This window comes from Aphanothece hegewaldii CCALA 016 (assembly GCF_003007785.1).
Classification (GTDB): Bacteria; Cyanobacteriota; Cyanobacteriia; order Cyanobacteriales; family Microcystaceae; genus Chroococcus; species Chroococcus hegewaldii.
In genome coordinates, this window is record NZ_PXOH01000002.1 from 213,817 (window position 1) to 235,650 (window position 21,834).

The 21,834-nt window shown below is 37.7% G+C and carries 23 protein-coding genes; 15 read left to right on the forward strand and 8 right to left on the reverse strand.

Annotation, left to right across the window (positions count from 1 at the left end; all coding sequences use genetic code 11):
• Positions 1 to 250 precede the first annotated feature (250 nt).
• The gene (locus C7H19_RS02900) at positions 251 to 520 is read left to right on the forward strand and encodes a YggT family protein (protein WP_106455385.1); all 270 of its coding nucleotides are present in this window, start codon (positions 251 to 253) and stop codon (positions 518 to 520) included.
• Between the two features lie 12 nt (positions 521 to 532).
• On the opposite strand, the gene C7H19_RS02905 is transcribed toward C7H19_RS02900, so the two are convergent.
• Positions 533 to 970 carry a hypothetical protein gene (locus C7H19_RS02905; protein ID WP_106455386.1) on the reverse strand — a complete coding sequence of 146 codons (438 nt, stop codon included), beginning with the start codon at positions 968 to 970 and terminating at the stop codon, positions 533 to 535.
• 87 nt (positions 971 to 1,057) lie between these two features.
• Here C7H19_RS02905 and C7H19_RS02910 point away from each other — a divergent pair, with 87 nt between their 5' ends.
• The 4 genes from C7H19_RS02910 to C7H19_RS02925 all read left to right on the forward strand — a co-directional run bounded on the left by C7H19_RS02910 (position 1,058) and on the right by C7H19_RS02925 (position 3,758).
• Positions 1,058 to 1,663: a hypothetical protein gene (locus C7H19_RS02910; protein WP_245927252.1), complete on the forward strand. Its 606-nt coding sequence runs from the start codon at positions 1,058 to 1,060 to the stop codon at positions 1,661 to 1,663.
• A 25-nt stretch (positions 1,664 to 1,688) separates the two neighbouring features.
• Positions 1,689 to 2,309: a hypothetical protein gene (locus C7H19_RS02915; RefSeq protein ID WP_106455387.1), complete on the forward strand. Its 621-nt coding sequence runs from the start codon at positions 1,689 to 1,691 to the stop codon at positions 2,307 to 2,309.
• Positions 2,310 to 2,409: 100 nt separating this feature from the next.
• Positions 2,410 to 2,829, forward strand: coding sequence for a fasciclin domain-containing protein (locus C7H19_RS02920; protein WP_106455388.1), 420 nt, complete (start codon positions 2,410 to 2,412; stop codon positions 2,827 to 2,829).
• A gap of 191 nt (positions 2,830 to 3,020) precedes the next feature.
• Positions 3,021 to 3,758 (forward strand): DUF3891 family protein, encoded by a 738-nt coding sequence (locus C7H19_RS02925; RefSeq protein ID WP_106455389.1) that lies wholly within the window; start codon positions 3,021 to 3,023, stop codon positions 3,756 to 3,758.
• Positions 3,759 to 3,846: 88 nt separating this feature from the next.
• On the opposite strand, the gene C7H19_RS02930 is transcribed toward C7H19_RS02925, so the two are convergent.
• On the reverse strand, positions 3,847 to 4,323 hold the full coding sequence (locus C7H19_RS02930) for a DUF29 domain-containing protein (RefSeq protein WP_106455390.1): 477 nt from the start codon (positions 4,321 to 4,323) through the stop codon (positions 3,847 to 3,849).
• 23 nt (positions 4,324 to 4,346) lie between these two features.
• On the reverse strand, positions 4,347 to 5,264 hold the full coding sequence (locus tag C7H19_RS02935; protein ID WP_106455391.1) for a PhzF family phenazine biosynthesis protein: 918 nt from the start codon (positions 5,262 to 5,264) through the stop codon (positions 4,347 to 4,349).
• 266 nt (positions 5,265 to 5,530) lie between these two features.
• On the opposite strand from C7H19_RS02935, the gene C7H19_RS02940 reads away from it, so the two are divergent.
• The 3 genes from C7H19_RS02940 (at position 5,531) to C7H19_RS02950 (ending at position 13,507) form a co-directional block, all read left to right on the forward strand.
• Positions 5,531 to 11,938: a translocation/assembly module TamB domain-containing protein gene (locus C7H19_RS02940; protein ID WP_106455392.1), complete on the forward strand. Its 6,408-nt coding sequence runs from the start codon at positions 5,531 to 5,533 to the stop codon at positions 11,936 to 11,938.
• A 138-nt stretch (positions 11,939 to 12,076) separates the two neighbouring features.
• Positions 12,077 to 13,201: a HetZ-related protein 2 gene (locus C7H19_RS02945; protein ID WP_106455393.1), complete on the forward strand. Its 1,125-nt coding sequence runs from the start codon at positions 12,077 to 12,079 to the stop codon at positions 13,199 to 13,201.
• A 6-nt stretch (positions 13,202 to 13,207) separates the two neighbouring features.
• Positions 13,208 to 13,507, forward strand: coding sequence for a (2Fe-2S) ferredoxin domain-containing protein (locus C7H19_RS02950; RefSeq protein WP_106455394.1), 300 nt, complete (start codon positions 13,208 to 13,210; stop codon positions 13,505 to 13,507).
• A gap of 55 nt (positions 13,508 to 13,562) precedes the next feature.
• On the opposite strand, the gene aroQ is transcribed toward C7H19_RS02950, so the two are convergent.
• From aroQ to C7H19_RS02970, 5 genes are all read right to left on the reverse strand, one after another.
• Positions 13,563 to 14,012: a type II 3-dehydroquinate dehydratase gene (gene aroQ / locus C7H19_RS02955; RefSeq protein ID WP_106455395.1), complete on the reverse strand. Its 450-nt coding sequence runs from the start codon at positions 14,010 to 14,012 to the stop codon at positions 13,563 to 13,565.
• Positions 14,013 to 14,056: 44 nt separating this feature from the next.
• Positions 14,057 to 14,209 (reverse strand): hypothetical protein, encoded by a 153-nt coding sequence (locus tag C7H19_RS25485; protein ID WP_181280512.1) that lies wholly within the window; start codon positions 14,207 to 14,209, stop codon positions 14,057 to 14,059.
• Positions 14,210 to 14,383: 174 nt separating this feature from the next.
• Positions 14,384 to 15,670: a competence/damage-inducible protein A gene (locus C7H19_RS02960; protein WP_106455396.1), complete on the reverse strand. Its 1,287-nt coding sequence runs from the start codon at positions 15,668 to 15,670 to the stop codon at positions 14,384 to 14,386.
• Between the two features lie 50 nt (positions 15,671 to 15,720).
• Complete coding sequence (locus C7H19_RS02965; protein ID WP_106455397.1) at positions 15,721 to 16,344, reverse strand: flavin prenyltransferase UbiX; 624 nt, start codon at positions 16,342 to 16,344, stop codon at positions 15,721 to 15,723.
• Positions 16,328 to 17,083 carry a HEAT repeat domain-containing protein gene (locus C7H19_RS02970; RefSeq protein ID WP_106455398.1) on the reverse strand — a complete coding sequence of 252 codons (756 nt, stop codon included), beginning with the start codon at positions 17,081 to 17,083 and terminating at the stop codon, positions 16,328 to 16,330. Before C7H19_RS02970 ends, C7H19_RS02965 begins: the two co-directional genes overlap by 17 nt.
• Positions 17,084 to 17,436: 353 nt before the next feature.
• Between C7H19_RS02970 and hslO the strand changes: the two genes are divergently transcribed.
• From hslO to C7H19_RS03005, 7 genes are all read left to right on the forward strand, one after another.
• Positions 17,437 to 18,336 carry an Hsp33 family molecular chaperone HslO gene (gene hslO, locus C7H19_RS02975; RefSeq protein ID WP_106455399.1) on the forward strand — a complete coding sequence of 300 codons (900 nt, stop codon included), beginning with the start codon at positions 17,437 to 17,439 and terminating at the stop codon, positions 18,334 to 18,336.
• A 48-nt stretch (positions 18,337 to 18,384) separates the two neighbouring features.
• Positions 18,385 to 18,861, forward strand: coding sequence for a 2-C-methyl-D-erythritol 2,4-cyclodiphosphate synthase (gene ispF / locus C7H19_RS02980; protein ID WP_106455400.1), 477 nt, complete (start codon positions 18,385 to 18,387; stop codon positions 18,859 to 18,861).
• A 2-nt stretch (positions 18,862 to 18,863) separates the two neighbouring features.
• Complete coding sequence (locus C7H19_RS02985; protein WP_106455401.1) at positions 18,864 to 19,451, forward strand: ATPase; 588 nt, start codon at positions 18,864 to 18,866, stop codon at positions 19,449 to 19,451.
• Positions 19,432 to 19,611: a hypothetical protein gene (locus tag C7H19_RS02990; protein ID WP_106455402.1), complete on the forward strand. Its 180-nt coding sequence runs from the start codon at positions 19,432 to 19,434 to the stop codon at positions 19,609 to 19,611. The genes C7H19_RS02985 and C7H19_RS02990 overlap by 20 nt, the downstream gene beginning before the upstream one ends.
• 113 nt (positions 19,612 to 19,724) lie before the next feature.
• The gene (locus C7H19_RS02995; protein ID WP_106455403.1) at positions 19,725 to 20,909 is read left to right on the forward strand and encodes a ScyD/ScyE family protein; all 1,185 of its coding nucleotides are present in this window, start codon (positions 19,725 to 19,727) and stop codon (positions 20,907 to 20,909) included.
• 79 nt (positions 20,910 to 20,988) lie between these two features.
• Complete coding sequence (locus C7H19_RS03000; protein ID WP_106455404.1) at positions 20,989 to 21,348, forward strand: HesB/IscA family protein; 360 nt, start codon at positions 20,989 to 20,991, stop codon at positions 21,346 to 21,348.
• Positions 21,349 to 21,401: 53 nt separating this feature from the next.
• A complete protein-coding gene (locus C7H19_RS03005; RefSeq protein ID WP_106455405.1) occupies positions 21,402 to 21,821 on the forward strand; it encodes a tetratricopeptide repeat protein in 420 nt (139 codons plus the stop codon).
• Positions 21,822 to 21,834 lie beyond the last annotated feature (13 nt).

The window sequence follows — 21,834 nt, forward strand, 5'->3', positions numbered from 1 at the left end:
TTATTGCACTTCTCTTATGATTTACGGGAGTTGTTGTTAAAAAGCTTTACAACTACTGTTTTAAATTATTACAGAAAAGGGACAGTAGAGAGACTTCGGCGTTAAGAAAGCTTGTTCGTCTTGACACATCGTTTATCCCCAATCTTGTATAAGAGTGCGTTATCGTGTCTATAGGTATTTCATTTTTCATCAAACCTTGCTAGGCTAAATGTGACAACTAATGACAATTCGCCAAGGATAGATTTAACTCATGGATGTTCCCATCTCTAATTTAATTGTTCAGACTCTCGTTAATTTCCTCAATATTTACTTGATTCTTCTTACAGTAAGGATTTTACTCTCGTGGTTTCAGACAGCAGAATGGGCGGCTCAAGTAATCGCTTTTTTAAGCCCAATCACCGACCCTTATCTTAATATTTTTCGCTCGATTATTCCCCCTCTCGGTGGGATAGATATTTCGCCGATTCTGGCTTTTCTAGTATTACAACTATTGCAAGGTCTTTTAGCTCCCTTAGCCTAAGAGCAATGTTTTTTAGATGGACGGACTCACATTACCCGCAAAACCAGACGCTTTAAATTTTTCTAATTTTAAAGGTGTAGGTTGATTAGCTGGAACTGAAATCCTGATTTCAAAATCACTAATACCTGGGGGAAGTTCGGGAATTGCACCAAGACGAGAACGGTTTTGTAAAGCAGGTTCTCCATTCGCGTCTAGAATACGTCCATATACATCGGCATCATAAACCATTTTCCCTGAAGGATTTTTAGCTTTTCCTGTAACCATAAAACAGTTAGCAGGTGCGCTCCCACCACTGGTAACATTCCCCTCGGCTAATTCAGGTGGACAATCTTTATAAGAAATGTTCGTTAGTTCAATGGGAGTTATAGCAAAAGCAGGGGAAATAATGAACCAACTGCCAAGCCATAGTACGATAGAAAACAGCCAAGCGGCTACAATACGATTGATCATGGTTTTGTTGCTCGATTAATAACTGACCCGTCTTTCAGCTTAACTTGATTTGCTCCCATATGTTAAGTCACAAATTGATGATGTCCTATGTCGATAAATCAAGCGGAGATTAAAGCAATTCTTGAAGCGGCAATTCTGCGATGCTCTCAGGTAGGTTATCCTTTAAATGAGCAGCAAAAAGAAATTTTATTAGAAACAGTTTTAGATAGTTTTAATCCTATAGGACAAAATCCTTTAGATGAATTATCTATGGAAGAACGTCAAATCCTTTTAGATTTTATCTTTGAGCAAGAACAAAAAAATCTTTCATGGAAAGCTAGTTTACTGAATGATTGGCTCAATAATAAAGATTCGGGTAATGTACAATTTATTCGAGAATCTTATGGGATTGGTTGGTTAAATCGCGTTCAACCCATACACTGGAAAGAATATCTTGAACAAATATCAATTACAAGAGAAAAGTTACAAATAGGCGATCGTATTGAAGTCTCTAACCGTCTTTGGGAATGGGTACAAGAAAATAATTTATTAACACAAGAATGGTATGTTTGTCAAGTGGTTGGCTTAAAAGATATTGAAGATGGAGAATCGAGTTATACTAATTGTCTAATTCGCTTTGAAAATGGGGCTGAGTTTGAGATTGAAGGTATTTATCAATGGAATAAAGTAAACTGGCGTTTTTTTAAGCCTTAGAATTGATTAAGCTTTTTTAAAGACAATGAAGATCTTTCGACGAGATGAACAAGCTTTCATCCGTATTAATTTCCTATTTTTATCTTTCGTTGCGGGAGCTATTCTACTCGCTTATTCGCAGCGCATCCCGATACAGATCCTTTTCTGGCCTCCCCCAACTCCTTTTCCACTCAGTCGGTGGCTATTTACCCATACTTTTCAAATTTTATGTAGTGTTCCGCCTTTAGTTTGTGCTTTTACTTTCTTTTTGTTAAATACGATCGCTCCTAATCATAAAAAAAATAGCTTTTTCTTCGTTTCTGCTGTAATGATGGGTTTGTTCTGGTTGAATGAAATCTATCGGATACATATAATTTTTCTCTCCTTTGGATTAGCCAAAATCATAACCATTATGGTTTATGGAGTTGGGTTTATATTTTATATATTACTTTTTTGGCGACAGTTCAAAACTACAAATTATTGGATTTTTGCGCTAGGAATCATTTTTCTATCTGTAGCAATTTTGATCGATACCCTACATTTAAAAAATTCTCAATTAGCGAGTATTTTAGAAGGAATACCCAAATTACTGAGCGGAGTTAATCTCGTACTGTATTTCTGGGACACTTGTCGGAAAGAGCTTCTGAATATTTTTATGTTGAGATAAATAACTATACGGGATAGCCAATAGTCTATCTATTGAAAGAGGCAAACTGCTTATAGACATCAACTAAAATGTAAGAAAATTATTGCACAACAGAAAAACTATGGGCGACATTCTAGAAACAGTGGCGAATACAGCAAATCTAACCAATCTAGCGCGGACTCTCCAAACGACCGAATTAGTGGATATGCTGAAAACACCTGGCCCTTTTACTGTCTTTGCTCCCACTGATGAAGCATTCGCCCAACTTACCGAAAGAAAGCTAGATTTTTTACTTGAGGATCAAGAAAAACTTAAAAGAATTATTGCTTATCACCTCGCGTTTGGAGATGTGAGAACCGAAGATTTACGACAAATTGACGAGGTTATGACCGTAGAAGGTTCTATTATTGCAGTTGAAATCGATGATCAACAAATTAAACTTAATGATGCTAATGTGATTACTTCCGAGAAGGTTGTCGATAATGGCGTGATTTATCTTGTCGATCGTGTTTTAACCCCAGCTTTAGTGATTAGCGAATAAATTTAGGATTTGTTGGCTCGGTTCAATATTAACACCAAATTTTAATACATATTGGGTTTGGAGACTAAACCCTACAATGGCAATAAAAGGATCGCATCTTTCTTAAGATAGTTTAAATTTTCAAGACAGTAGCCGTAAACTGGTTTCGTGTTCTGTTCACTTAAACTGCCCAAAAATTAACAGGAGAAATTGTGATTGTTAACCCGACTATGACTGGATGGGACATTATCTATCATCGCGCTCATGCCTTACTTGCTGCTCAACTTGGCGGACAGTGGCGCAAAAAAGATTCACCCCCTCGATTGTACGAAACAATTGCCACTATTTCCCATCACGACGATTTAGAACGAGAGTGGGAAGAAAATATATTAACTGATGCTGGGGCCCCAATGGATTTTACCCTCGACCAAAATCCAGCTTTTGATCGTTTGTACCTCCATATAGAACGGGCTTTGTATCGGGGACGTTGGGTAGCGTTATTAACATCTATGCACCTCTCTCGCCTCAATAAAGATCTTAAAGGGAAGAATAAGGAAGCCGATCGCTTTTTAGAGACTCAATTAGCCCAACAAAAGCAATGGCTAAAAGAATTGTCGATTACTCAACAAGATGCGGATTCAGCTTATGATTTTCTTCAGTGGTGCGATCGTCTTTCTTTGATTTTGTGTCAGCAGGAACTACCCGAAGATGAACGCGCTTTAGAAATTAGTAAGGCGCACGATGGTCAACGTTATGATATTAAACAATTGAAAAACGGACTAATCAGTGTTACGCCTTGGTGTTTTGAAAATGAACGTTTTACGGTCAATGTTGAGTATTCTTCTCTCAATGAAGTCAAATTTAAGGATAATAAGACTTTAATTGAAGCCCTCAAAAAAGCTCCTCGTAATATCCTAGAATGGACATTTGTCAAAGCAGAAAACTCTTAATCTACACACATTTTATGTAATTTGTCAAGTAGGGGTTTGGTCTTTCTACCCAATTAATTACAGGATTTGGAAATCCAATCCCTACAAACTAATTATTTTCCAAACCATAAAAATCTTCATCTAAAATTTGCTCAACCGAAAAAGGACAAGTTTGGGGATATTCATCAGCTTTAGGAATACTCACACCCAAAATAGCATTCTGACTATCTTTGATGGCTAATTTTCTAGCATTTGGGTAAGCTGATTGAATAGCTGTATCAAAGGAAGATTTGAAAGAGGGTGAATTTTGTAAATTTTTCTCAATATGTAAACGATGTTCGTTGATTGATTCATACCATTTACTTTTCATCGTATGAGGTACGTTTTGTTGTACTTTTAATTTGAGGAGATGTGCTAATAAAATAATTAGATTACTTTCTAAAGAGATTTTTTCTGATTGACCTAAGTCGGCTAATTCCTCAATAAGATGATCAATATCTAACGCATCAAAATCACGGTTTTTTAATGATGCGATCGTTTGTTCAATCCAGAGTTGAAAATCTTGCTCGTATAGTGTTTGAGACATCTTACCATAACTCCTATGTGTAACTATAATTCAGGAATATTCATCGTTCCATTGCTGACTAAAACCGAAGAACCTCCCACCCGAACCGCTATAATTTGACCATCAATGAGATCAGTTTCTATTTTTAAAATACTCGGTCTTCCCATCTCGAAACCTTGCTCAATAACCCATTTTAACGTTATATTCGGTGAAGGATGACGCATAGCTAAATATCCGGCGAATGCTGCTGCTGCTGAACCTGTTGCGGGATCTTCTACTATACCCATATTAGGTGCAAACATCCGCGATCGCAAATCTGATTCTTCTAATTCGGGTTCAAAACAAAAAACATAAACGGCACTTGCCCAAGCATTAGATAATAAAGTTTGCCATCGTTCTATATTTAGTTTAACTCTAGCAATTGCATCTCGGTTTCGTAGAGGAATAAACAAAAACGGAACACCACAGGAAACCCCTTGAGGAAAATAATCATTACACAAAAGATCATTAGGCTCTAAAGATAACATAGCCGCGAGATCTGAGATAGCATAAGTTTCGGAACCGAATAAAGGAAGTTGTGACGCGGTTAACTCAGTGTAGAAAGGAACTCCGTCTTGTGTGAGAATTTTCACAGGTACTAAACCGATTTTTTCCTCTAAATAGATTATCGTTTCATTACAGTCTAGAACTAATTCACCGATCGCCGCTAAGATATAAGCAGTTCCGATCGTCGGATGTCCAGCAAAAGGTAATTCAGTTTGCGGGGTAAAAATGCGAATTCGTCGGGTTCCTTGAGAGGTTTCGGGAGGAAAAACAAAAACGGTTTCTGAATAATTAAACTCTGCTGCTATTTTTTGCATGAGTTGAGGGGTTATACCTTCAGAGTGAGGAAATACCGCTAATTGATTACCTCCAAAGAGTCTATCAGTAAAAACATCCGCCGTGTAAAATTGATACTGCATTCTCACACCAAATCTACTATATTCTACTAAAATTGTAGTACGATTTACTTTTCTCTCCTCATATCGCTCTCATTGGTCAATTTTTGGGTATAGCAAAATTACTCAAATATAAGTTAACTTAAATTTGCTTCGGATCGGGAACAAGATACAGGTAACTTTCAACAGTTAACTGTAAGCAGTGCGTTTAGTGTCTGGTAGTTCCATCCTATGGAGATACGTCTTTAAAAATTCACTGTATTTTCAGTGGTTGAGAACGAGGAAAAAAGATGACTAACCCAAACACTCCCCCAGAACCTCCTAATCGTCCAGATTTTCTGTTACGCTTAAGGCAATTCGCTAGACGACCTTCTACTCTCATTATTGGGGTAACTGTTGCTGCTTTTGGTGTCGTTGGTGTGATTGGTTTACAGTATTTTGTTTATGAAAAATTATCCCCACTTTTAGAAACCGAACTTAGTAAAACTCTGAAGCGAGAAGTTAATATCGGTGAAGTCGAAAACTTTTATTTATTAGGGGTTCGCGTTGGTGAAACTTCTATCCCCGCAACAGCAAAAAATAAAGATAGTTTAAAAGTACAAAATATTGATTTAGGGATTAATTTACTCCCTTTATTAATTGGTCGTCCCGTAGCAATTAATGTATCATTAGTTGACCCAAATCTATATCTAGAACAAGATATAACAGGAAATTGGCAGCCATTCGGTTTAGAATTACAACCTCAACAAAGACAAATTCCGCTACGTTTCGCGGTGAATGTAAATATAGAGGATGGTGATATTGCACTCAAAACCAAAGCTTTTAAAAATCCTTTAACTATCGAGGTCGATGGACAAGGAAAATATATCAAAACTCAGAATCAGCAATTAGAATATGATTTAGAAGCTAGAGTTTTAAATAGTCAGGTAAACGCCAAAGGAACAACCGTTATTGAAACTGGTAAAAATCAAGTACAACTTGCTATTCAACAGTTAGATTTAGGCAAGTTGGCGACGATTATACCCGATAGAAAAGATTCATTTAAACTCAACAAAGGTCAAGTCAATGCCGATCTATCTCTTAATTTACCTTCTTTTCAAAAAATCCGAGAAACCGAAGGAAATGGAGAAATTAACCTAAGAGAAGTCGTAGCTAAACTCCCACCATTGAAGGGTTTAATTAGTCTTGATGCGAATTTTAAGCTAGATGGTCAAACTTTAGTTATTAATCGTGGACAAGTTGGAATCGGAAAATTAAAAACACAGATTAAAGGAAATTTAGACTGGGAAAAAGGATATGATTTAGACTTAATTGCAAATTCTTTTGATGTTCCTCAACTTTTAGCAGATTTAGCGATTGATTTTCCCATTAAATTAACAGGAAAAGCCGATGCAAACCTCAAAGTATCTGGTTTAGTAGAGCGTCCTATTATTACAGGTATTGTCAATGCAGATCAAGCGGTAAGTTTTGATAGAATTCCTCTCAAAAATGTAATTGTTAGTTTACAAACTGATTTAGATAATATTACTTTTCGTGGCATTTCAATTCAACCTAAAGCAGGGGGGAATATTACAGGAAGTGGTGTAATTGGATTAGGAATTATTAAATCTTTATCGAATCGTCAATCAATTGATTGGAAAAAGATGCCAATAAATATTAATTTTAAAGCTAATTTACCCTCTCAAAAAGTTTTAACCCCTTATGTTAGTCTTCCCTCTAGAACAACAATTGGTCAACTTGATGCAGTAGGAAAAGTTGGCGGAAAACTGGGCGCGTTAGATGTTAATTTAAAATGGAAAATACCTGATAATAATATTGCTGATAAAGTTGATATTTGGGGTTCAGGAGAAATACAATTCGTTCAAGAAGATCTAAAAGTTAGAAATACGGTTTTAAAAACAGAAGATGGTAGTTTAAACTTAGATGGTAATAGTAATTTTAAAACAAAACTATGGCAAGCAAATATACTAGCAAATCAGTTTTTATTAGATCCTTTTTTACCGATTTTATGTCAGAAAGTTCCATCAACTTGTGCTTATGTTGCAGAGATTAATACTCTGCGCGTCGAGAAAGCAAATATTAAAGCAGATGGCAATTTAAGAGTAATTAATGCTAAAACGGTTAATGGTTCAGGAACGGCTAATTTAAAGATAAATAATGGCACATTAGCACTCAATAGTCAACTGAATAAAGGCGTATTAAGAACCTCTGCGATCGCAAGTAATTTAGACGTTAATCCTTTTGTTCCTAATCTTACTATTCCTGTTAGTTTAAAACAAAGTCGCTTGAATTTTACAGGGGAAATTGATGAAGTTTTACAGGGAAAAATACAAGGTTTAAATCGTTGGCAAGGAAACGGAGAATTTTTATTATTAATAAATCAACGTCCAGTAACAGCAACAACCCGAATTAATCAAGGTATAATTCAAGCTTCAGCAACCGCTAAGACAGGATTTGATGTATCTCCTTTTCTTCCAGACAATATTACAATTCCAGTCAGTTTAAGAAGAACACAAGTTAATGTAACGGGTTCTTTATCAGAAATATTAGAACCCCAGAAATTTAATCCGAGAAATTGGCAAGGAAACGGACAAATTAATTTATTAGTCGATAATCGTTCTGTCCAGTCCAATTATACTTTAAATCAAGGAATACTGAATACATTTGTTACCACCGAATCAGGAATTAATTTATCTTCTTTCTTGCCAAATACAACAATTCCTGTAAAATTAGGTAGAAGTAATATTAACTTTTATGGCTCAATTGAACCCTTATTAAAAGGGTCTTATGAATCCTTAAAACAATGGCAAGGAAAAGGAGATGTACAACTCTTAGTTAATAATCGTTCAGTGGATATAAATGCTAACGTTCGTCAGGGAATTGTACAAGCAGTAGCTAATACTTCCAGTTTTCCGCTAAATCCTTTTTTACCGTCTAATATAACCATTCCCGTTAGTTTAGCATCATCACAAGTCAATATAACCAGTTCCCTAAATTCTTTACTTGCAGGGAATATACCTAACTTAAACACCTTGAATGGAACAGCAAATATTAATCTTTTAGTCGATAATAATTTAGTTAGAACCAATGCGAATCTAAGAAACGGTATTATCGAATCAGTAACCAGAAGTGGACAATTATCCTTAGTAAAATTTATTCCTAAATTACCACTTCCTGTAAATGTTAACCAAACGATCATTAATGTTACAGGAAATGCACAAGAAATTTTAACCTCTATCCTGAATAAAAAGCCAGATTTTAGTAGTTTAAATGTTCTAGCTAATTCGGATCTTTCCGTTGCTCAAGGTAAAATTGTAGCAGTAGCAAGATTAAACAATAATATCTGGACAAGTAACTTTAATGCGATTAATCTAAATACAACTTATCTCATCAATCAATTTAGCAATATCAAAAAACAAGTCGCGCTTCCGGCATTAAATGCTAATCTAAATTTATCGGGAAATCTTAATGCTTTACTCAAAGGTGATTCGAGTATTCCAATTCAAGCAGAAAAAGTATTTGTCAAACTCGGTGAAAGCTTTTTAGATGCGAAAGGTAACTTAACTTTAGAGAATTTAACACAACGTCCTGATATCGCTAACTTAAGATTAGATATTAATGCAAGTTCTAATCTAAGTCGTTTACCCGTCGAACAGATTTTAGCCTTACTTCCCGTTAATTCGCAATTTCTCCCCAGTGAATTAAAACTTGCAGGTATTGGACAATTTCAAGGAAGACTCATCGGAAGAAATATTCTCACAACATTGAATCAACCCGGAAGTTTACAACTCAATGGCAATATTAGTTTAGCCGATTTTAAGATAAACGATCGCCTTTTTGAATCTTATTTAAGTGGAACCGTCAAAGCAGGTATCCGTCAAGAAATAGCACTCAACTTGAGAGGAAGACAGGATATTATTGCAGCAAAACTCGATCCTTGTACTCGTACTCAGTGTTTAGCTCCTTATTTACCCTTATCCTTTGAATTCCAACAAATTGCCAACACTAATCAACCGATTATAGCAAAAGGAAGACGAGAAGGCGATCGTCTCATTGCCACCATTCAAGAATTTCCCTTAGACATCCTCCGAATATCCCCAGGGAAAAATTATAACGTTTTAGGATATTTGGGTGGAACCGTTAACGCTAACCTTGCTGTAAACTTATTTACCTTAGAAGGTGAAGGAAATTTATTTATCGATCAACCCAATATCGGTAACATAAAATTTAATACTTTGCAAGCGAATGTAATATATCGTAATAATATTGCACAACTCAGAGATGCAAGTGTCACACTTGGTAGAAGCGTATATCAAATTGCGGGTGCATTCAACACGAAAACCCAAGAAATACAAGGACAACTGAACATCGCACAAGGACACGTAGAAGATTTATTCGCTGCTCTGAGTGTATCCGATATCGAAGGATTATTGAGAATCTTACAAGTGCAACGAACCGAATATGCGTCATCAGCAAAAATCCAGACTGAAGTAGTCGGAGATCCCAACGCAACGATCGCATCCCAAGTCAACCTACTTTCTATAATAGAAGAAAAAATTCGTCAACTAGCCAATCAAAGAGAAAAAGGAAGTGTACCGACTGAACTCAATATTAGAGGTCGTTATAATGCTAACTTTACCATCGCAGGAACCTTAAAAAATCCTCAAGCTAATCTATCATTACAAGGGGAAGGGTGGGAATGGTATCCACAAGCGCCCTATCCTGATATTGTAAAACCATTAGGATTAGTCATCGTCGATCGTCAATTTATTCCCATCAATGAAGTCACCTTACAAGCGAGTTTAAATAACGGAACATTAGACATCAAACCCGCAAGACTACAAATTCGGGATACACTTTTTGTACTAGAAGGAAGTTTTTCAACACGTCAAATCATTAGTCGTTTCAAAGTCGATAACCTGTCATTAGATACAATAAGTGCTTTTGTCGAAATTCCTGGGGAAATATCAGGATCATTAAATATCGATGGTTCAATTAAAGGCAATCTTTTTAATCCAACAGTACAAGGAAACTTTGCTTTAACCGATAGTGCAATTAGAGGACGAACATTAGCGCAAAATATCAAAGGATTTTTTGATTATACCAATGCTCGTTTTACCGTTCAGAGTGAGGGAACCGACTCATTAGCATTTTACGCTAGTCTTCCTTTTCCTGTCATTCCCAACTACAATGACAAAATCGAAGTAAAAGCCAGATTAGGGACAGATGCACTACAATTAATTGATATCCTGACCCAAGATCAGATTAGTTGGTTAGGGGGTGAAGGAGAAGTTGTTTTAAATGCGACAGGAAGACTGGATCTCACCAAAGGATTTACCCTCAAAGATTTAGTAGCAAATGGCAATATTTTACTCAATAACGCAGTTCTTAGAAGTGCTGCTTTTCCTGAAGTTTTAACCGTTAATGGACTGATTAACCTTACACCCGAACGCTTAGAAGTCAGACAGTTATCAGGTACTTTTGCTGAAAGTGAGATCATTGTTGCTGGAATCTTACCATTTTTTGAACCTACAGCCGCCGGAAATAACCCCCTAACTCTTTTAATCGAACAAGGAAGAATTAAGCTAGAGAACCTTTATGAGGGGGGTGTAGATGGTCGAGTTACCGTAACAGGAACCGCATTTAACCCCATTATTGGAGGACAAGTTCAACTAAATAATGGTGAAATTTATGTCCCACAACAGAGAAACCGAGAAGAAAATCGATCGCGTCCCGTTGCTAACCAATGGATACAAACCACTAATCGACAAGCTAATCGATTTCCAGCGCGATTTAAGAATTTACAGGTTTCCTTTGTTAACTTAATGGTCGAACAAGATCTATTGTACCAATTTAATTTTGGTGGAGGATTGACTTTAAATGGCCCTGTCAATGATTTAAAAAATCTTCGTGCAAATGGAGAAATATTATTAGATAGAGGTCGCTTTAACTTCTTTGATACCCGCTTTTTATTAAATCGTCGTCACCCTAACCGCATTGTTTTTACTCCCACTCAAGGACTTCTTAACCCAGAATTAGATATCCAAATGAGAACCATTCTCACAGAATTTGCCGAAGCAAGAAGCGGTTTTGCTAAACTGCGACGAAATGAAAACAGCAACGAAATTCCAGATAATAGCTTAAACAGAGTACAACGGATTGACGTTACCCTCAGTCTCAATGGTCGATTAAGTCAACTTTTTCCAGATTTTGGTCGAGATATCAACCAAGTTTGTCAAATTCGTTCAGCAAATCCCCCAATACCCGAACAAATCAACTATTCAGAAGAGAAATTACAAAAATTAGTCACTTGTATTCAAGTATTAGCTTTTTCTTCGGGACAAAACACCCAATTACTGGGTAATCCTTTAGTAAGATTAACCAGTAGTCCTCCTCGTAGTGAAGGGGAAATTGTTCGACTTTTGGGGGATCAACTTCTCGGTTTAGTTGAATCCCTACAAGGAAAAAATACCGAACAACTAATCGAAACTGGTGTGGTTCAGTTAGTGATTCCGCTACTCTTGCAAGGTTATGTCTATGATATTGAAAATGCTGTGAGTAACCGCATTAAAGCAACAGACTTTAATATCCTACCCTACTTACAAGCAGTCTATCGCGTAGGTGATGAATCTTTTGTACGGTTTTCCTACGACTATAACTTTAATGAATTTTCTGTTAGATACGAAACAAGATTCTAAAAAAAACGTAACGATTTTGTATCGATAGTAATTTATTATTTCTCATCAAACCATTTCAGGATTATCCTTAATAATTAAGGTATTTCTGATTATAACCCTATGCGATCGTTCGTCCAATTGAAAGCGGAAGACAAATTAATGAATAAGGTTGCTGAGGAAATCGAAACAGCATTGCTTTCTCGTTTAGAAGAAGATAAATTAGAGCAGAAAGCACAGACGACTATTATCCAATGGTTACTTGGAGAAGATAAAGAATATTGGTCTACACTTCCTCAAGAACAACGAAAAATGGCGATTCAAGGATTAAATTACCGCTATCAAATCTTAAAAGAGCGATATTTGAATATTACACCGACTCAAGCTTATCGTAATTTACTCAATCGCTTAAGTTCAATTGTATCCCTACGCCAAAAAATCAAAACTTGGGTGTCTTTGAGTCGAGATCGACAACGCGCTGTCGTTGATGTTGTGCAAGAAGTGATTCAAGAAATGTTGAACAGCGATCGCTATTTACAAGGTCAAATGAACTGGATAGCGAAATGTACCACCGATGAAAAAATGCGGAATTATCTTCTATTTGCCAGTATAGAAGAATATTGTTTGCGATCAATTCGCAATCAACCTTTACTCGTGTATCGTTTTGTTAACTATTTACGTCGTCACTCTTGCAGTGGTTTAACTAAACTACCGCAAAATGAAAACATCCGTATACTATCAGAACAAGTGATCTTAGACGAGCTAGAAAATTCCATCAGTCTATTAGATCATCAAGCAGTGAGTGATTATGAAGATCAGCAATACTGGGAAGAAATTGAAACACACAGGAGTAAGGTACAAAAAAGCTTTGAAGCTTATTTAGCAGAAAATCTGGGCAATGAAGCCGTAGAATGGCTAAGATTATATTTAGCAGGACAATCTCAAGAAGCGATCGCACAATCTTTGAATCTACCCATTAAACAAATCTATCGTCTTCGAGAAAAAATTACTTATCATGCGATTCGTGTTTTTGCCCTTAAAGAAGAATCTAAACTCGTCTTTGAATGGTTAGAAATTTCCCCCCAACATAATTTAGGATTAACACCTACACAATGGGAAAGCTACTGGGAAAAATTAACCCCCTCTCAACAGCAAATTTTTAATCATTTAAAAGAAGGAGAAACTATAGCGGCGATCGCACAACACATGAATTGGAAACGCAGTCAAGTCATCAAAGAATGGACGGAATTATATCTAGTCGCACAAGAGTTACGAACTTCTACCTAAAACTTTATGGACTTAGAAACGAATCAACGATGTGTCTACGTTTGTCAACATTCATCTTGTTTAAGACAAGGATCAGCGATCATCTTACAAGAATTTAAAAAAGCCGATCTACCCAACAATACAACAATTTTACCATGTGAATGTCAAGGACAATGTAGCTCAAGTCCCACTGTAATTGTGACACCTGATACAACTTGGTATTATCGAGTGACACCCGAAGATGTGACTAAAATTGTTGAACAACATCTAAAAGAAGGAAAACCCGTCAAAGAAAAACTACATCCTCGTTTTCATCCACGAGTTTAACCTAAAATATTGACCATTTTTATTAATATTCAAGATCGGCAATAATTACAAAAAGCTATGATAATTTGTGTAAATAATTTATGATCGCCATTAATCCCAATTTATAACTATCTGCACCAAAACCGCTAATTTGTCCAATCACAACTGGTGCAATATAAGAATGATGTCGAAAACTTTCGCGCTGATAAATATTACTTAAATGGACTTCTACGGTGGGAATTTTGACCCCTAATAAAGCATCTCGAATCGCTACACTGGTATGAGTATAGGCTCCTGCATTAATAATAATTCCTTGATGGATTCCCCAAGCTTTATGAATGGCATCGACTAACACCCCTTCATGATTTGATTGTAGCGTTGCTAGGGTTACTCCTAAAGAACTAGCCTCCTCAATCAAGAGAAGGTTAATTTCATCCAGCGTTAGATTACCGTATAAATTCGGCTCTCGCTTTCCCAACAAATTTAGGTTAGGTCCGTGCAGAACCAATATACTATACTGTTGCAAGATTTTTTATCGTTATTATTTTATTTTATCTATGTTTGGGAATTTTAACGGGGACGCTGGGTTTGGGGACGTTGGGGATCTCTCACAGGAATTGGAATTAATTCGGGTTCGGGTTCTCCTTCAGGTCCAAAGAGAGTTTCAACGATTCTACGGGCCCATTCTCTAATTTTTTCTAACAGTTGGTCTATGTAGTCCATCGGTCAGAATGCTCCTCTACTAGAGTTAAGAGTGATTTTTTTTAGCTTGTCTAAAGTCAACACAAATAGTTAGATTAAATTAGATTAGTTAAAATCAACGATAAGTGTTCAACCTCTCAAGGCGACAGGCTAGGTTATTTTGAGTGTTACTTCTACATAAAGATTAACATAGGTTTATAGTAGAAGGGTAGAATTAATCACATTTTTTTCTAATTTCTCAATTAGTAAACGGCGTAACCCATCAAGAGCAAGACAAGCACTAATATAGCGAATAGTTTCACGTTCTCTATTTTGCCCTAAACGATATTCTGAAGCAAATGTTGTACTTTCAGGAGTCGCCCAACCAATATAAACTAATCCGACGGGTTTTTCCTCACTTCCGCCACCAGGTCCGGCTATTCCTGTTATACTAATTCCCCAATCGGTTTTAAGCTTGTTTTTCACTCCTAGTGCCATTTGTTGAGCGACGGTATGACTAACAGCCCCAAATTGTTCTAAATCCTGCTGATTTACGTCTAATAAAGCTACTTTGACGCGATTATCGTAGGAAATCACCCCACCATAAAAGTAATCGGAACTACCCGAAATCGTTGTTATCATTTCGCCTAAACCCCCACCGGTACAAGATTCAGCGACACTAAGGGTTTGTTTTGCCTCTCGTAAAAGTTGCCCTACCACCGAAGCAAGGGTATCTTTGTCTGAACCAAAATAATCTAATCCGGCAATTTCTTGTATTTTAAGCGCTATGGGTTCAATTAAGGCTAATGCTGCGGTTTCATCAGGGGCTTTTGCTGATACTCTCAGTTTTACTTCTCCTAATGAGGCGTAAGGGGCTACAGTAGGATTAGATAAATTGAGTAAATCTCCGACTTTTTCCGCTAAAGCTGATTCACCAATACCGCGAAATTTCATCAAACGACTATAAATGATTTCTTGGCCCCATCCAAGTTGTTTAAGAAATGTAACGGCGGTTTCTTGCCACATTCGTTTCATTTCTGAAGGGACACCGGGAAAAGTCAGAATGGTAAGATTAGAACGCGGTTGCCAAATCATCCCCGGCGCTGTTCCCGATGGATTAGGTAGTACACTTGCACCTTGAGGAATTAAGGCTTGTTTGCAGTTACTGGGGGACATGACCCGTCCCATTGCGTTAAATTTATCTTTGATATCTTGTAAAACGTCTGGATCTTCGATTAATGGCGCGTTAAAATAAGAGGCGATCGCTTCTGTTGTCAGATCATCGGGAGTTGGGCCCAAACCACCAGTAAAAACTAGAATAGAGGATCTCTGGCAAGCTTGATCAATCACTTGATGAACACGACCAATATTATCGCCTACAACACTTTGATAGTAGTGGGGAATGCCGAGTATAGCGAACTCCTGCGCTAAATACTGAGCATTACTATTTAAAATATCCCCTAAAAGTAATTCTGTCCCAACGCAAATCAGTTCTGCACTCATGATGAATTTTTTACCGAAAATTAGCCCATCATCTATTGTCGCTTAAAAGATTAATGACCTTCCCAACGAGTTAAGGGAACACAATCTATATTTAACTGATCCAAACTACGAGCAATGACAAAATCAACTAAATCTTCAATCGTTTGGGGTTTATGATACCAAGCGGGAATCGCTGGCACAATTCTAACCCCAGTTTCGGCTAAAGTGGTTAAATTTCTTAGATGGATTAAACTAAACGGTGTTTCTCGTGGAACAATCACTAAAGGACGACCTTCTTTAATTTGAACATCGGCAGCGCGTTCGAGTAAATCTGAACTCAATCCGTTTGCGAGTTTAGCGACAGTACTCATACTACAGGGAATAATCAACATTCCTTGAGTTCTAAAAGAACCACTAGCAATAGTCGCCCCAACATCACCCCAACGATGACAGCGTAATTTTCCGAGTGTTGATACTTCTGCTTGTTCACGCCAGAATTGTTCTTGTAAATCAGGTTCAGCAGGCATTCTAATATTATTTTCAGCTTGCCAAACCATATAGGACGCTTTAGAAGCAACGACATCGATGGTAAAATCTGCTTCTAGAAGGAATTTTAGGGTACGAACGGCATAAATTAACCCTGATGCGCCACTAATTCCCACAATAAGCGGTTTTTCGTTAGATAATTCCTTCAAGTTCCAATTCCTCTATCATTTGAAGACCACGAGGATCACCTACTTTTAGTAAAGCTCCTTTTGCGTCTTCTTTCACCCCTAAATCTTCATCTTCAACTAATGCTTCAATGAGAGCATCAATAGCCGTAGCATACACTACATTAAATGGTAATTCTTTACACAATTGCCCAACCGCCCATGCACAATTACTTCTAACGGCGGCGACTTCATCTCGTCTGAGACTGCCAATTAAACGAGGAATGGCGGTAATTACGTCTTCATACTCAATTTTAGCGATTTGGGCTAAACTACTAGCCGCCCACAGTCTAACCGCAGAAATATCGGTTTTAAGAGCATGAATCAAGGGCTGGAGGGCGCGGCGATCGGTACAATTTCCCAAAGCCCAAACGACACCTTTTCTCACATAACCATTCCAGTCGTCACTCAGCCGATGGATCAAGGGTTCTACTGCGTCTGTACTAGGATTTCTGCCCAAAGCATAAGCAGCGCTGACTCGCACCAAGGGACAGTTATCAGCGAGTAAATGAATCAAATGAGGGATCGCCCGTTCTTCTTGCAATTCACAAAAAGCTCTCGCCGCAAGCATTCTTTGCGGTGCATCAGGGGCTCTCAACAAGAGTAACATCGGTTCTGGATCTTGAAGTGAGGAGGGACTCTCTTCGATTGGATCTAGATGATCCAGAGGGCTATCGATTTCGTCTTGTAGGGTTAATAAATTAAATTCATCGTCGTCGTACATAATACCTAGATTACCATTACCTCAGTACACTTGGGAATTTGATTTAAGAAAAAAATTAATGCTTTTCCGATACCTTCTGCTAAACGTGGCGGTACAGCATTACCAAGAAAGTCACATGGCTTTCTTCTAATTCTCTCATTTACTACACACATTATTGTAATCTTGTCAATAGCGAGTTTTTGCGAAGAAAGTCCACTTTATTACTCTGAGAAATTTTGTTAACTTATATGAAGGGAATCATAAAAAGGCGTGAAGAAACAAGGCGAAACGAGTAAAAAGACGATCGGGTAATTTCATGCTCTTGTTTTTCTTTTACGTCGACATACACTCTTATTTTATAGGTTACATTTACGATGGCAGCAGATCAATTAATACGCGCAACAGCCGCAGATGGTGGAATTAGAGCAGTAGGAGTGATTTCAACACGTCTTACAGAAGAAGCACGCCAACGCCACAAACTTTCTTATGTCGCTACAGCCGCGTTAGGACGGGCAATGACTTCGGGCTTATTACTAGCATCTAGTATGAAACGGGAAGGCTCACGAGTCAATATTCGCATCAAAGGTAATGGCCCGATGGGAGGTTTATTAGTCGATGCGGGTTTAGATGGTACAGTACGAGGTTATGTTGATAACCCAGATGTCGAATTACCTCCTAATGCTAAAGGTAAATTAGATGTTGGTGGTGCAATTGGACACGAAGGATATTTATATGTAGTTAGAGATGTGGGTTATGGCTATCCCTATTCCAGTACTGTTGAATTAGTTTCTGGGGAAGTTGGGGAAGATATAGCCAATTATCTCGTCACTTCAGAACAAACACCATCAGCTTTATTAGTTGGGGTATTTGTTGGACCCGAAGGCGTGACCGCATCTGGTGGTATCTTATTACAAGTGATGCCCAAAGCGGCCAGAGATGAAGATTTAGTCGCCATCCTAGAATCACGAGTTAGTGAATTAACGGGTTTTACGCCCTTGTTACGTTCGGGCAAAACCTTACAAGAAATCTTTCAACAATTACTCGGTGATTTAGGTTTAGTTATTTTACCAGAAGTTCAGATGATACGCTTTGACTGTAAGTGTTCTTTTGAACGGGTTTTAGGCGCACTAAAATTACTGGGTAAAGATGAGTTATTGGATATGATCGAAAAAGATAACGGTGCAGAAGCAACCTGTCATTTTTGCGGCGAGGTGTATCATGCGAGTAGTGACCATCTCATGCAGTTAATTGATGATTTACAGGCTACCGTATAGAGATAAAATCATCTAGACAAAGATATTCAAAACGCAGCAAAAATATAAATGTCTATTCGTATCGGTAACGGTTACGATATCCATCGCTTAGTAGAAGGAAGACCCTTGATTTTAGGGGGTTTAAAAATAGCTCATACTGTAGGATTATTAGGACACAGTGACGCTGATGTACTGACTCATGCGATTATGGATGCTATGCTTGGGGCATTAAGTTTGGGAGATATTGGGCATTATTTCCCCCCATCAGATCCTCAATGGGCGGGGGCGAATAGTCTGTTATTATTGGCTTCTGTCAATCAGCTTATCCAAGAAAGAGGCTGGCAAATCGAAAATATTGACTCGGTTATTGTTGCAGAAAGACCCAAACTTAAGCCTCATTTACCCCAAATGCGCGAAAAAATAGCCAAAACTCTGAAGATTTCCCCCGAACAAGTTAGTATTAAAGCAACGACTAATGAACAGTTAGGCCCAGTTGGGCGAGAAGAAGGTATTGCAGCTTATGCGGTGGCGTTACTGGTTTCTTAATTATGCCTAATGTTTATATTATTGGCGGTGCAAATGGCTCAGGAAAAACGACTGTAGCAAAAAGATTATTACCCAACTTTCTTAACGTTTTTGAATATGTTAACGCTGATGAAATAGCAGTAGGATTATCGCCTTTTAAGCCAAATTCAGTAGCTATTCAAGCAGGAAAGTTGATGTTAGAACGGATCGAAACATTAAAAAATACGGGTGTTGATTTTGCCTTTGAAACTACTCTAGCTGCTCGTAACTTTGTTCGTATCCTACAAAGTTGTCAAGCTTTTGGCTATACGGTCAATTTAATTTATTTTTGGCTCTTAACTCCAGAATTAGCTATTTTTAGAGTTCGTAGACGAGTAGAAAGTGGAGGACATGATATCGCAGAAGAAGTGATTCGTCGTCGTTATGAACGTGGGCGTAGCAATTTAACTCAATTGTATTTACCTTTATGCGATCGCTGGATTATTTATAATAACTCTAGAAATGAGCCTCAATTAGTGGCTGAACGCCCACTTAATAAACAACCTATTATTTATGATTCCTCAATCTGGCAACAAATAACAGAAGTAACTCATGAAGAACAAAATTTCTGATCAATTATCCAGTCAAATCGATGCGGGTGTCAAAGCGGCTATTGCAGAAGCGATCGAAAGACATCGTAAACTAGGAGAATCTATCAGTATCTTAAAAGATGGTCAAATTGTCACCCTAAGCGCCGATGAAATTTTTTCTTTGACGGAAAAATCTAATTAACCTAAATTAAATATAGTAGTTCGTTACAAACTGTTAGAGATTGCAGAAAATTGTTATGTCTGTGGGTAAAATCGGGAAACATATCTCTAAACGATTGATTCATAGATTAAAAAATGTTTAAAACAATTTTAGGATTGTCATTAGCGACTTTAGCGATTTCTAGTCAGTCCGCTTTGGCTAGTAATTTTGTTCCTACGGTTCTCCAAACAGGTTTACAAAGTCCCAGAGGCATGACTTTCGGTCCCGATGGTAAACTATATCTTACAGAAGCGGGCACTGGCGGAAATGGGGCTTGTGTTCCTTCGCCTAGCGCACCTGGTCAAACTCTATGTTATGGTGCTACAAGCTCCCTTGCACGTCTGGATCTTCAAAGTAATACACTTGAACGCATTACAACGGGTTTACCTTCTCTTGCTTTAGCAGATGGAGGAGATGCTACGGGACTTCAAGATGTTTCTTTTGATGCGAATGGTAATTTATATGGTGTGATTGGATTTGCGAGTAATCCATCGAATCGTGATACCGTTATTGAGGTACAAGATTTCGCTCATTTGATTAAAATTGACTTATCGAATCCCTCCCAATGGTCATTAGTAACGGATATTGCCCAATACGAAATAGATAATAATCCTGATGGGGGCGATGTCGTTAGTAATCCTTTTTCGGTTGCGGTTCAAGGGAATAATATTTATGCAACAGATGGCGGAGGTAATGCTCTTTATACCATTAATAATGATGGAACCATTTCTACAGTTACAGTAGTTCCAAAACGCGATGTTTCTAATCCAATTCCTGGGCTACCAGATCCTTTCCCCATGCAAGCTGTACCAACTGGAATAGCGATCGGTCCAGATCAAGCAGTCTATTTATCTGAGTATACCGGATTTCCTTTTCCTCCTGGTGGCGCGAATATTTATCGCTATAACCAAGGAAATTTAGACATTTATGCCAGTGGTTTTACGAATATTATCGATATTGCTTTCGCCCCAGATAATAGTCTTTATGTCCTTGAATATGCCACCGATACTTTAGGAGGAAATTCTCAGGGTAATCTCTGGAAAGTCAAGCCAGATGGAACAAAAGAGAATGTTTATAATCAAGATTTAATAAATCCTACTGGTTTAGCAATTAGTCCCGACGGAAAAATATATATTGCAAATAAAGGATATATTGCAGGTGAAGGAGAATTAATTCAATTACAATCAGTTCCAGAAAAACAAACACCATTAGGTGTATTATTAACGACATCTTTGTGTGTTTTCCTCTTAAAAAAACAAAATAAACAGATTAACCCTTAGCTAAAGAATTCTTGAACTCGCTAGAATAAAGAATAGAACTAGATCAACTGTAATAAAAACAAAGAGAAGAGAAAAACGGATGACTCAAGCTACTCAAACCCAAGCCCAAAGAGGCATTCAACTCACAGAAACCGCCCTGAGACACGTCACTATGTTACGAGATCAGCAAGGGAAAGATCTATACTTGCGCGTCGGAGTTCGTCAGGGAGGATGTTCGGGAATGTCTTATATGATGGACTTTGATGATCCCAAGAATATTGGCGAACATGACGAAGTTTTTGACTATGATGGCTTTAAAATTATCTGCGATCGCAAAAGTTTACTCTATCTCTATGGTCTAGTACTAGATTACAGCAACGCCATGATTGGTGGTGGCTTTCAATTTACGAACCCAAATGCGGCTCAGACTTGTGGGTGTGGTAAGTCTTTTGGTGTTTAATAATAAGTTGGGTGGGCATAACCCACCTTTGACTTTACATGAAAGGAAAATAAATGACAGAAATAGCAACAACCCTCTTTGAAGAAGGATTAAAACGGTATCAAGAGGGAGAAGCACCCGAAGTATTACTCCCAGTTTTTCAAGATATTTGCGATCGCACCCCAAAAAATGCCTCGGCATGGGCTTGTGTAGCATGGTTATACTTATTGATGGATAAACCCAAAACCGCCCTCAAAGCAGCCCAAAAAAGCGTTAAACTAGATGCAACTTCACCTCAAGCTAGAATTAACTTAGCCTTAGCAATCTTAGATTCTGGTGAAAAGGGCGTGCGTCCCCATATTCAAGTTGTCCAACAAATTATGACCCTAGATGCTGAGATCCGTAAAGATATCGAAGAAAATATCGAAGATGGACTCAGCAGAAAACCCGACTGGGAAAGCTTAAAACGTATTAAATCTTGGTTGAATTCTTAACCTACAATAATTC